General features: G+C 44.1%; 12 protein-coding genes. 8 read left to right on the top strand and 4 right to left on the bottom strand.

All coding sequences use genetic code 11. The features are described from left to right. The first annotated feature begins 336 nt into the window (after positions 1–336). A complete protein-coding gene (locus ABN764_RS04825; RefSeq protein ID WP_446671337.1) occupies positions 337–1,710 on the top strand; it encodes an MFS transporter in 1,374 nt (457 codons plus the stop codon). A 275-nt stretch (positions 1,711–1,985) separates the two neighbouring features. On the opposite strand, the gene ABN764_RS04820 is transcribed toward ABN764_RS04825, so the two are convergent. After that, positions 1,986–2,234, bottom strand: coding sequence for a hypothetical protein (locus tag ABN764_RS04820; protein ID WP_268625259.1), 249 nt, complete (start codon positions 2,232–2,234; stop codon positions 1,986–1,988). A 284-nt stretch (positions 2,235–2,518) separates the two neighbouring features. On the opposite strand from ABN764_RS04820, the gene ABN764_RS04815 reads away from it, so the two are divergent. The 7 genes from ABN764_RS04815 (at position 2,519) to ABN764_RS04785 (ending at position 9,405) form a co-directional block, all read left to right on the top strand. Continuing rightward, complete coding sequence (locus ABN764_RS04815; protein ID WP_446671109.1) at positions 2,519–3,508, top strand: BadF/BadG/BcrA/BcrD ATPase family protein; 990 nt, start codon at positions 2,519–2,521, stop codon at positions 3,506–3,508. A gap of 27 nt (positions 3,509–3,535) precedes the next feature. Beyond that, complete coding sequence (locus ABN764_RS04810) at positions 3,536–4,330, top strand: DUF6597 domain-containing transcriptional factor (protein WP_446671108.1); 795 nt, start codon at positions 3,536–3,538, stop codon at positions 4,328–4,330. Positions 4,331–4,423: 93 nt separating this feature from the next. Next, a complete protein-coding gene (locus tag ABN764_RS04805; protein WP_446671107.1) occupies positions 4,424–4,813 on the top strand; it encodes a DUF8051 family protein in 390 nt (129 codons plus the stop codon). A gap of 192 nt (positions 4,814–5,005) precedes the next feature. Further along, the gene (locus ABN764_RS04800; protein WP_446671106.1) at positions 5,006–6,376 is read left to right on the top strand and encodes a sigma-70 family RNA polymerase sigma factor; all 1,371 of its coding nucleotides are present in this window, start codon (positions 5,006–5,008) and stop codon (positions 6,374–6,376) included. A 91-nt stretch (positions 6,377–6,467) separates the two neighbouring features. Continuing rightward, the gene (locus ABN764_RS04795) at positions 6,468–7,358 is read left to right on the top strand and encodes an alpha/beta hydrolase family protein (RefSeq protein ID WP_446671105.1); all 891 of its coding nucleotides are present in this window, start codon (positions 6,468–6,470) and stop codon (positions 7,356–7,358) included. A gap of 344 nt (positions 7,359–7,702) precedes the next feature. After that, positions 7,703–8,602, top strand: coding sequence for a GNAT family N-acetyltransferase (locus ABN764_RS04790; protein WP_446671104.1), 900 nt, complete (start codon positions 7,703–7,705; stop codon positions 8,600–8,602). Continuing rightward, entirely contained in the window at positions 8,599–9,405 is an 807-nt protein-coding gene (locus tag ABN764_RS04785) for an aminoglycoside 3'-phosphotransferase (protein WP_446671103.1), read from the top strand. Before ABN764_RS04790 ends, ABN764_RS04785 begins: the two co-directional genes overlap by 4 nt. Positions 9,406–9,818: 413 nt before the next feature. Here the strand turns inward: ABN764_RS04785 and ABN764_RS04780 are convergent, their stop codons facing one another. The 3 genes from ABN764_RS04780 to ABN764_RS04770 all read right to left on the bottom strand — a co-directional run bounded on the left by ABN764_RS04780 (position 9,819) and on the right by ABN764_RS04770 (position 11,118). Continuing rightward, positions 9,819–10,289, bottom strand: a complete 471-nt coding sequence (locus ABN764_RS04780; RefSeq protein ID WP_446671102.1) for an efflux RND transporter permease subunit — start codon at positions 10,287–10,289, stop codon at positions 9,819–9,821. After that, positions 10,264–10,605, bottom strand: coding sequence for a hypothetical protein (locus tag ABN764_RS04775; protein WP_446671101.1), 342 nt, complete (start codon positions 10,603–10,605; stop codon positions 10,264–10,266). The genes ABN764_RS04780 and ABN764_RS04775 overlap by 26 nt, the downstream gene beginning before the upstream one ends. A 144-nt stretch (positions 10,606–10,749) precedes the next feature. Continuing rightward, positions 10,750–11,118: a TetR/AcrR family transcriptional regulator gene (locus tag ABN764_RS04770; RefSeq protein ID WP_446671100.1), complete on the bottom strand. Its 369-nt coding sequence runs from the start codon at positions 11,116–11,118 to the stop codon at positions 10,750–10,752. Between the last annotated feature and the right edge of the window lie 177 nt (positions 11,119–11,295).

Here is an 11,295-nt window from a genome sequence, read left to right as displayed (position 1 = left end):
CCAGATTTAGAGTACATGAAAGCCCGGAAGATAGACACTTGTGACAAAGAGTGGGTATTCGCCGGGTTTTTATACTTTGCACACAAAATACTGCGCGTGCATTTTATAACGCAATGTATATTAATTATAAACTTTACAGGATATGGTGATAAGAATGCATGCAAAAAATGAGCTTATTGTCATCGAGGGCTACGGCCATGTAGGAAGAACCATTTGCGCGAAACTGGGGCCGGTATTCGATACCCGGCAATCCGCTCTTCCGCTGAAGGGGAGGGAGAACTGTTGAGCGTTGCTGCACACGAAAGACTAGGAACAGCTGACGGAAAACGGGCATGGATGATGACGGCGATTTGTCTCAGCGCATTCTTGTCTCACTTTACCGCCGGGGTAGTGAATGTGTCGCTTCCCCGATTCGTCTCCGTGTTCCAGTCCGATATTGGGACAGTGCATTGGATGACGACTGGATATCTCCTCGCTATTACGTCGCTCCTCCCCTTGATGGGCAAGTTAGGCGATCGCTGGGGGCATCGCCGCATCCATAACTGCGGCATAGCCTTATTCACAATTAGCTCTGTTCTGGTTGCGCTCTCGCCGAATCTCACCGTGCTCCTCTTCATGCGGGTTGTGCAAGCGACAGGTACGGCAATGTTCCAAGCGACAAATATGGCAATTATCACGTTTCATATGCCGGGCACACATAGAGGGCGGGCTCTCGGTTTTGTGAGCACCGCTGTTGCCCTAGGCGGCATGGCGGGACCGGTTGCAGGCAGCTTCACCGCGGCATGGTTGAGCTGGCAATGGGCGTTTCTGATTCATGTTCCCGTGGCAGTCGTGGCAACCGGGTTAGCGCTGCGCTTCATCCCTGCTGATCAGAAGATTAAGACGAGGAAAGCCTCATTGGACGTAATTGGAGCCATTTTGTTCATGTGCAGCATCAGCATTGGAATATACGCCATTGTGAACGGAGGCGCGATAGGGTGGCGATCTCCGAATATGCTTCTACTTTATGTAGTCCTGCTAATTGTATGCCCTCTGGGCTGGTTGTGGCAGTCCCGGCAGAAAGAGCCTTTTCTGCCGCTCTCGGCGTTCCGTATTCCAGCCGTAGCCTGCGGTCTGATCATTAGCTGTGCATCTTTCCTGATGGCCAATATTGCATTGGTTCTCATGCCTTTTTATATTTCCGGAACCACCTCGGTATCCACGGCGGATACAGGCTATGTCATGCTGGCATATCCGCTTCTCTTGGCTGTAATCGGTCCCGTCGCAGGGCACTTATCTGATCGGATTGGATCACGTCGCTTAATGGGACTTGGATTATGCGCCATGGCAGGCGGGTTCATGCTATTCTCTGGGGTATTCGGCGTATTGCCGCTGTGGGCAATTATTTGTACGCTTGCCTTGATCGGTTCGGGGATGGGGCTGATCGCTTCGCCAAATAACAGCTTCATTATGAGCCATGCGGTGAAGGAAGACGCAGGATCGCTCGGGAGCATGATTGCATTGACGCGTAACGTGGGCTTGGTGCTCGGTGCCGCGCTAGGATTGGGACTTATGGACGACGGCGATCCTGCCAAGCCGTTGGAGGCATATCTGAACATCTTTGGTTTCGGCGCATGGATCGGCGCTGCCAGCCTGCTGCCGCTCGGATACAGTTGGTACGTACGCAGAAGGATGATAAAGCGGCGGCATGGTATCAGTGTAGAAAAATGACGGTAAAATGCCAGCATACACCTGGTTAACTTATTTTATGTTTTCAATATCGAGGAAGCTCAATTGGCTAGCGTATGTAATGAAGGACTGTATCAGATTGTATTCAACGCATTCATCCCTTTGGGAGAGGATGCGTTTTTTGTGCAGCATCCCGGCAGATAAACAAAGTGGATAAAGCGGCTCTACAATTCCTCCACTGAACCATTACCATGGTGTGGGACGAATTATTAGAGCCGCTTATGTACAAGCATGAAAATAATTGTTAGCGAACCGAATTAGTTCTGGGCAATACATCCGCTACGGGTTTCTGTCTCTGTCCATGTTTTGGTCTCTGATTGGCCGTTGTCATACTTGCAGGTTTGCATGTAGTGTCTAGTGATGTAGGTTTTTCCATTGATGCAGTTTGTTTCGGTTCTGATTAAAGCTTTTCCGCCGCACCAGGCTGCATGGGACGGGCTTGGCAACGCAACGAGTACTGCAGATGCGCAAACAACAACCGCCATTAGTTTTGTTATTTTGTTCATATGTTCACCCCCTATTATAAGATACATTCTACTTATGAATGCGTTTTCCTCCTTTATTATAGAAATAATTTCAATGATTTCCCATCCCGTTACAATTATCAATCAACACGATATACAAAATGAGGAGCAGCTGTAGGAACTTTCTCCGGAAAAGAAGGTTTATCGCCGATTTTTGAAGAATATGAAATGTAATGGAATTTCGTGGATGACTTATGATTGAAGGGATAGCTGCCAATAGAGTGATGATGGGTCTGATTTCGATAATTGGTTAGGGGGTCATTGCTGTGACGGAGCGGAATATTGTTGTCGGCATCGATGGAGGCGGTACGAATACAAGAGTTATGATTTGTGATATGAACGGAAATGAGCTTGCTTATGCGGAGGGCGGCTGTGCATCCAAGTATAAAGACGTGAACGCAGCTGAGAATGTGAAAGCAACCATTAAGGATGCGCTTGCGGTAGCAGGGCGAGATACAACCGATGTGGCCGCGCTTGTTGCTGGAATTGCGGGTTATGACTCAGAAGCAGATGACGCCTGGATCCCTGCATTTACCGACCTTCTAGGGCTCGATTGCCCCAAGCTGCATTTGAATGACTCCGATGTTGCTCACGCAGGAGCACTGCAAAATCAACCAGGTATCATTGCCATCGCCGGAACGGGAACGATGGTTATGGGCATCAATGAATATGGCACACGAACCCGAAACTTGGATTATTGTCATTACTCGTATAGTGCCGCTCGTCATCTTGCCTATGATGCTGTGTATGAAGTCCTTGCAGGTCACTCAGATGATTCGAATGAAGGACTGATTGCGCAGATGCTGCAGCATTGGAAAACGAACAGCTTGGAGCAGTTGCAGGAGCTTGCTCGGCGGGGATTTGAGCCAGATACGATGAAGCGCGATCAGCATTTTGGTCAATTCGCTCCATGTGTAACCGCAGCGGCAGAACAGGGCAGCAGTATAGCAAGAAACGTATGCAACCGCGCTGTAGAGCAGCTCCGATTAGGGATCGAGCTTGTCGGCTCCAACTTTGCGGAGCGCAGTCTCGATGTCGTGCTAATCGGCAGCGTCATCTGCAGCCCCTATATGCGCAGCAAGCTGACAGAATTGCTTATGGCCAATCCATTAAAGCAATATCGCGTGGTTGAACCACTGTTTCCACCCGTAGTCGGTGCCATTCTTCTAGCCTATAAGGAGCTGGGCATTCCACTTCAGAACCTGCGACAAGGATCTTTCAGTAAACTCCGGTTAACTCAAAAGCAACTAGAATGATAATAACACCATGTGGAGATGCTTACGATGATTCAAACTATTAAACCTATAACTGATTTACAGAAGTTGGTAGACTATGTTTGGGTCGTTGATTTCTCCGATCTCGGGGACGACAAGAGAGAAGATATAATTATGCCGCTCGGACATATCAATATCATATTCAATTATGCTTCTCCTTATCGGCTGGTGGAGGAAAAGAGGGAAATAACGCTCCCCAATGCGGTTGTGATTGGGCAAATGAAGAGAGCCAAGCATGTCCGATATGGACAACACTTATATCAAATTGGCATATCACTGACTCCTTTAGGGTTTATACAACTTTTTCATGTACCCAGCTTTGAATTTACAGAGCAAGTCGTACACGTCGACGAAGTGGATCCTCTTCTAGGTGAGCTGTATCGAGAGATGAGAGGCTGTAAAGATGTGGAGAAACAGATCACAGCAATCAATCATTATTTGTTGCATCGATTAACGTTGAATAAGAAAGATACCAGCCGTATAGAGCAGATGCTTATGCATGTAGAACGAGAGTACAACAACTTGAACATTGTGAGGATGGCGAAATGTTTTGAAATTTCAGAAAGTACGCTGGAGCGTTCCTTCAAGAAACAGATCGGCCTGACCCCGAAGGCCTATGGAGATATTATAAAGTTCAGAAAGCTTGTTGAGGATGAAGGATTGAGAAAAGATATCCAGATTGGTTACTATGATCAGTCGCACCTAATAAAGACATCCAAAAAATTCACAGGCAAAACCGTCAAAGAATTAGAGAAGCCGCCTCATGAATTAACCCTTCACTATGTATGGTATGGTCAGAAATGATAGAGCTTCATCAAAGATGCTGATTTATTACAATACATTCTCCTTTCCTCTTGTTAAGCTTGTAACACTAACAGATGAGAGGAAGGAATAACGATGCAGAATATGATGTTCATCGCAAGTTTATTCGTGTTTTTAAATGTAATGTTGTTGGCGATATTGGTTCCGGGAGGGCCGATTGAGAATAGGGATTTTTCCAAATTAAAAGGAATTGTATTTTGGGGATTCAATCTGTTTCTTATCTTACTTGGAATTACGTCGTTTATCGCGTGTTATCTCTTGTTGATATCACATGCGAACGCCATTTTCATCACGAAAATCATCGCAGTCTTATACTTTATCGTGTACATAATCGACTTAGCTGGTAGGTTTCCAAAATCACCGACTAAAATGTCTAAACCGCTTATGCTGTTCGAAGTCATTAATGCATCCATGGCGGTATTCCTTTTCATCTTTGTGACTGCGATTGGGCATTTTGGTTCGTAATGAAGAAGTTAAAAATGTACCTTAGCATATTCACTGATTTGGGTTGCCTTATGGCAGCCTTTTTCATCTAACAGGCAGAAAGCTGCGAATACTGTTCCATAAGCTTAGCCATTACACAGAATGGACTTCGAACATAAGTGTCGAAGTTTTTTGTAGCTTTTTTAGCGATTACCGACGGAAAATGCGAATGTAGTGTGCGTTGCTTATGAAGTCGTTCGGGATTATCATACTGCGCAAGACATTGCGCAAGAAACGTTTCTTAAAGCATATACGAATATGCACACCTTACAGAACCCAGAGAAACTTGGGAGCTGGCTATATTCTATTGCTAGGAGATTAAGTCTGAATGCAATACGTACGGAAGGCAGATATACATCGCTTGAAGTTGCCAAGGATCTTCATTTCGGCCAATCAGTCGAAGAACTTGTCATGCAGCGTGGCGTGAGAAACAAGGTCTTCGATGCTTTCAACGCCCTAAGTGAACCGCAGCGGCTTGCATCTATGCTTCACTATTTAGGCGGGTTCACGATTCGAGAACCCACAGAAATACTTGATATATCGATGAACGCGGCGGAGAGTCGAATTCGCAGAGCAAAAGATTCACTCAAAAAGGAGCTGTTTGTATTAATGGATGATTTCATGAATCATGATGGCTTTGGACAAAACATTGAACGAGAAGTTCTGCGTGCGATAGTCCCGCGCATTGCAACAATTGAAATTCCTGTATCGGATTTACGCAGGGCAGTTGAATGGTATGGTGTGATGCTCGGTGCTAACCTTCAAGAAGAATGGAGTGATGAATGGACAACAGCAATGCTGCACTTTCAAGGCGGATCAGGAGCGATTGGAGTGCCTTCCTTGTACCTCGTAAAGACAGAAGATACTCGCCGATTAACATTTAGAAATACGAAACATGGCTATATTCAAAGTATTATCGACCTCTATACGCATGATCTCAAAGGATACTATCGGTTTCTAAAGGAACGCGGAGTTGATGTCAATGAGATTGATTGGGAGCAGGATCCTCATCGTCAAGGATTCGGGTTTCGGGACTGTGACGGCAATTCGTTTGGGGTTTGTAATGTTGAACTTAACGGTCAAGGAGACGCGAACCAAGCAATTCCACAATCTCATCCGTACGTATGGCGTGTTGCAGGCATAGAAATTCCTGTGTCGGATTTGAAAAAAGCAATAGCTTGGTATACCGAGACTTTTGGCATGAAAGTTCTTGGAGAACCGGACGGAGATTGGGAGGCAGCCATGCTTTATCTGGATGGAGGCGAACGTCTTGGGGTTCCAAACTTATATTTGGTTGAAAACCAAGATGAACAGCGACTTGCTTTTACGAATACATATACGAATGTACCCCATAGTGTAATCGACTTCTACTCAGCCAATGTGAAGGAGATGCTATTAGGGTTGCGTAATCGAGATGTGGTTATGAATGGAGCTAGTGGATTTTTTGATCCAGACGGGAATTCATTAGCCGTATGCAGCGCAGTACATCGTGGACAAGTGAATAAACAAGACGACATAACATCCGACTGTAAATTTGCAAAATAGTTCAACACGATAACATGAAAACCCGTATAGTATAAATGAATTCACATTCCAATCGAGTCTACATCTTACTATCTCAGGGGGAACACATAAAATGGACGTAAATGAAATCAAACAGCCAAGGGCCGCAGGACTCCGTAAAGTCGAAATATCGGATAAGGCTTTGGGCATTACATTTCCAATGTGGGTGATGTATCCTACGGGGACGGCTGAGCAAACCGTTCAATTAGGGCCATATTCGATCGAGTTAGCGAAGGATGCTGAGGTCTTGGAGGGAACGTTCCCATTGGTGCTGATCTCTCACGGTACTGGCAGCACTCCTTTTGCCTATCGTATGTTAGCTCAGCATTTGGCACGGAATGGTTTTATCGTCGGAATGCCTGAACACCCATTCAATAATAGAACCGATAATAGCTTGGAAGGTACGGTTCAAAATCTAGCGAACAGACCCCGTCACATTCAGATGGCCATCGACTGTTTTTTTGAAAATGAGAGGTTTGCTGGGAAAGTGAACCCGAATGACGTTTCGATTATCGGACATTCCCTTGGAGGATACACCGCATTGGCAGCGGCAGGCGGGGAGCCCACCTCATTTCCTCATGAGTCGCCAGATGGTCAACCACAGCACATTGAGGTCACGCCAGATCCCCGCATTCAGTCGCTCGTATTACTCGCGCCGGCATCGGTATGGTTTCAATCCAAAGAAGCGTTACGCAAGGTTGATGTCCCAATTTTGATGCTTGACGCCGAAAAAGACTCATACACACCCGCTTTTCACGCGCAAATTATTATGAATGGGGTTGCTGATCGAAATAAAGTTCAATATCGAACTGTGCAAAATGCCGGACACTTTTCCTTTTTGAGCCCATTTCCAGATTCGATGAGTTCACCATCATTTCTGCCATCACAAGACCCTCCGGGCTTCGATCGAATCCAGTTTCACAAGGAGCTGTGCGCAGAAATCACGAGCTTCCTGGAGCGGTAGTAATCATTTTTGCATGCCTCGAAGAATGATTTGGCTAACGGGACGATAACTCAATAAAGATAATTGGCGGCAGCCGACTCCTTGGGGTCAGCTGCCTTTTTTCACGAACAGGAGAAGCGAGTTGAATTAATGTCCCCTACGTGCATTATTATAGCAGGTGGAAAGGGTGGAGGAGTGAGAGCCCCTTTATCACTGTCCATAAGGTGACGACAGTTTATGTAGGGATACAGAGATTGCGAATTGTTCGTGTAGAAGACTGTTAAAAAATAACTAGTACATACACATATGAATGTGGTAAAATATGACTCCCTGAAATCAACTGGCTAACGAGAAGGAGTGTACGCGTGGAAGATCTGATAATAGAACCATACCAACCTGAAAGGGATAAAAATTCAATCAGAGCTATGTTGTGTGGAGATGAACAGATTAAAGAATTGCTAAGATGCGAGAAAATGTTCCCGGATGGTATATTTGTAGCCCGCTACAATGGCATAACAGTAGGTTTCCTATCCATTGATGGGATTAAGAGAAAAGCACAGACAATGATATATGTTAGCGAGGAATACAGAAGGAAGGGGATTGGAACTGCCCTCATGGCGAAGGTAGACCACTTGCTCACCCCACATAAGATCGTAGAACGTTCGATAGGTGGATGCATGGATGGCGATCGTTCTACATTGCAATTTTTATATAAGAATGGTTACTACATCAGTTGGTCGTCTCACATCATGGAGCGGGAAGGTGGCTATCTTCCTGAACAGCATATTTCGGTTAGACCTTATGAAGATGATGATTATGAGACCTGTCATGTACTTATCGAGGTCGCTTTTTACAAGTTGCATGATAATCTGGGAATGCTTCCAACCTATTATTTCCCTCCGAATGAAAATGAACGAAAGCGCATGTTCGATAACAAAAGCAACATATACGTGCTTCTTGTTGAAGGGGAAATCGCAGGGGTTGGAATGATTGATGGCAATGAGCTGAGTCATGTCTCTGTTCGGCATGATCTCCAATCTCAAGGATATGGCAGACCATTCGTTTCATTTCTTGTAAACGAAATCATGCGTCGCGGCAATACCATCGTTCAGCTGGGGGTTGTGAAAGGCAATTATGCGAGGAAGTTATATGAAAGTCTTGGTTTCAATGAAAAGTCATTGTACCACTGGCTAACTAAATACTATAGACCTGACACCCGAATAAGCAGACCGCCAAGTGAGATATTGTCAGTTGAATCGAGGTGAGAGTTATAACCGAACTATTTCCAATCGAGATACAAGCCTACTTCAGTGAAGCAGATGTGACAGTCGTTAAGAAAACCGTAAGATCATCAGTATATCACATGAAAAATCAATCCCACGATGTCTTCCTAAAAGTAACTCCAAAAGAACAAATGCAGCGTGAAGCCATTATGACGAGCTATTTGCATCATAAAGGCATATGCCCAAGCGTACTACACTATAGTTCCAATGATACCAATGATTATCTGGTCACCGAACGAGTTCCCGGTTCACATGCAGCAAGCGATGAATTTATAGCTCACCCAGAGCATTTATGCGATGTATTTACGGAAAGCCTTCTACATTTGCATCAAATTGCACGTACAGATTGCCCTGTTACAAACGGATTAGAGGATATGTTCATCCGGGCAGAGCGCAATTACAGGGAAGGGAAGGCAGAAAAGAGCCTTCTTCACTATATGGGATATACCAGTAGAGAATCCGCATATAAAGATATGGTGTCTCTATATAAATACGCTGAAGAAGACAAAGTGATCATACATGGCGACTATTGCTTGCCGAACTTAATTCTGCAAGATAATAAACGGAATGGCTTCATAGATGTAGGGTATGGCGGGATAGGAGATCGGCATTATGATATCTTCTGGGCGCTATGGTCTCTACAATTCAACTTGAAAAGCGCTGACTATGCCAATCGATTTGTGAAAGCATATGGCGAACATGTTATTGATCAAGATCGACTTCGCCTTTGTGGGCTCCTATCGGTATTTAACGGCTTTAGAGGACAAGATTATTATGAATCGTAGATTCTCTCCACAAATCGTAATATTAAAGCCGCACGAACTATTACCTAGTCCTGCGGCTTGTTCACACGTTAAAATTGAAACTTCGAAGATCTCCAGTTCGTACCGATCATACTATTCAACAGTACGGAAAGCGCACAACCAATTACCAAGCCCCAAAAAACATGATCCGGCAATATGTACATTGGAACGAAACACAAGCAAAAAGCCGTTATTATGAAGTTCATGCTGTTTGAAAGTTTGGGATGTGATGACCACCATTTTTTCATGCTATTCACCCTCCCTCATTTACTATCCTTCCATTATATATCATTTGTAAAACAATTTGAATGAAAGAACCCAATCTACAAGCTTGATTTCTCTTGGTTTAGGACTCCTAAGGACAGACATCTCGTTAGATTGGGTTATCATTTCACCTAATTATGTTCAACATCAACATTTCGCCGTTCAGCAGTTTTCTTCTTACCAAATAAAATGATAATAGCAGGTAAGATCGTCAACGCACAGACCAAGGAATACAGCGTATCGATAACCGTTGTCATCCCGAATGATCGGAGGACAGGGAAGCTAACAAATAGTAAATTAGAGAACCCGAACATAACGGTTAGGCCGGATACCGTAATCGCTTGCCCAACCTTGGATAAGGATACGGTTATTGCTTCTTTTGTAGATAATCCTTTCGATTTTTCTTCTCGATATCTTTCCATGATCAGAATCGTGAATTCGGTTCCTATGCCTAATACTAGGCAGCTTAGCGCAATCGTAAGCGGGTTATAGGACAGGTCCAACATATGCAGGGTACCAGGCGAAAATCCAAGAACCAAGACAATAGGCAGGGAAGGATGCTCCATAGCAAGCATTTCATTCATTAAGCCAATATAGTGCATGCTGCCTGTAATATCCTTGATTTGACCGGCTTTCTGAGCAAAGCGAAACGATTTCCTGTGAAGTTTTTTGGGTGAAAAGAACTTGCGGATCTCCGCTTATCATAACGAAAATGGATTCTCCGCCAAATTGCTCCTGATAGGTTGTCGTGCGTTTGAATACATCAGACGCTTGATTCACGAATATGTTGTTGCCCATTTGCATATCAAGCTCCGGGAGACCAATAACAAAAGACACGGTCAATATCGTGATCACGATGATCGTGAATTTGGAACGTCGAATGATGAAATCCCCGAATGTAGTAAATAATCTGTCCAACTCATGCTCCTCCTTCGTTTTTGTCATGACGAATATAGCAGAGTAGATAGTGGGGAATCGACATTCAATTAGAGATATATGTTTCAGAATAAGACAATTGTCGCAAAATGTTCCGTTACTCCATCAATGTTTGGAGCGTTTCAATTAATTCTTGTTTCGAAATTTTGTAATTTTCACCAACTCATTGTATACATCATTGTTATTGTTTTTAATCGTAAGGTTAAGGAACAGTTGTTTGTGTTCTTCTACATAATTCAGCATTTGCTCGTAGAAAGAATGCAATGACTCACGGTTGCTATTCACATTCTGGAAAAAGTCAGTTGCAATCATGGTCGTGACTTTGTTGAACAAATCATACTTGTCTTCATAGTAACGATAGAAGGTACTGCGATGAACAAGCGATTTTTCGCAAATATCCTGAATAGTAATGGATGAAAAAGTCTTAGTCGTCAGCAGTTCCATAAATGCATTGGTAATATCGCGTTTTGTTCGTATATTCGAATTACTGTTCATATTGGGCATCCTTTCTGCCAGGGAGTGAAAATGAATGGATAAGATAACAAATTTTTTATGAAGATAGATTCGAGCAGACTCAAGTCTGTTGGTATTAAAACTCGTGCTGAATTGAATAATGTGATGAGAAGCGGTGTTGAGTTAACAGTAATAACGTTATGTTAACAATATGGGCGC

The sequence above is a fragment of the Paenibacillus wuxiensis genome, assembly GCF_040195695.1.
Taxonomy (GTDB): Bacteria; Bacillota; Bacilli; order Paenibacillales; family Paenibacillaceae; genus Paenibacillus_B; species Paenibacillus_B suaedae.
This window is presented reverse-complemented; position numbering and strand designations above follow the sequence as displayed.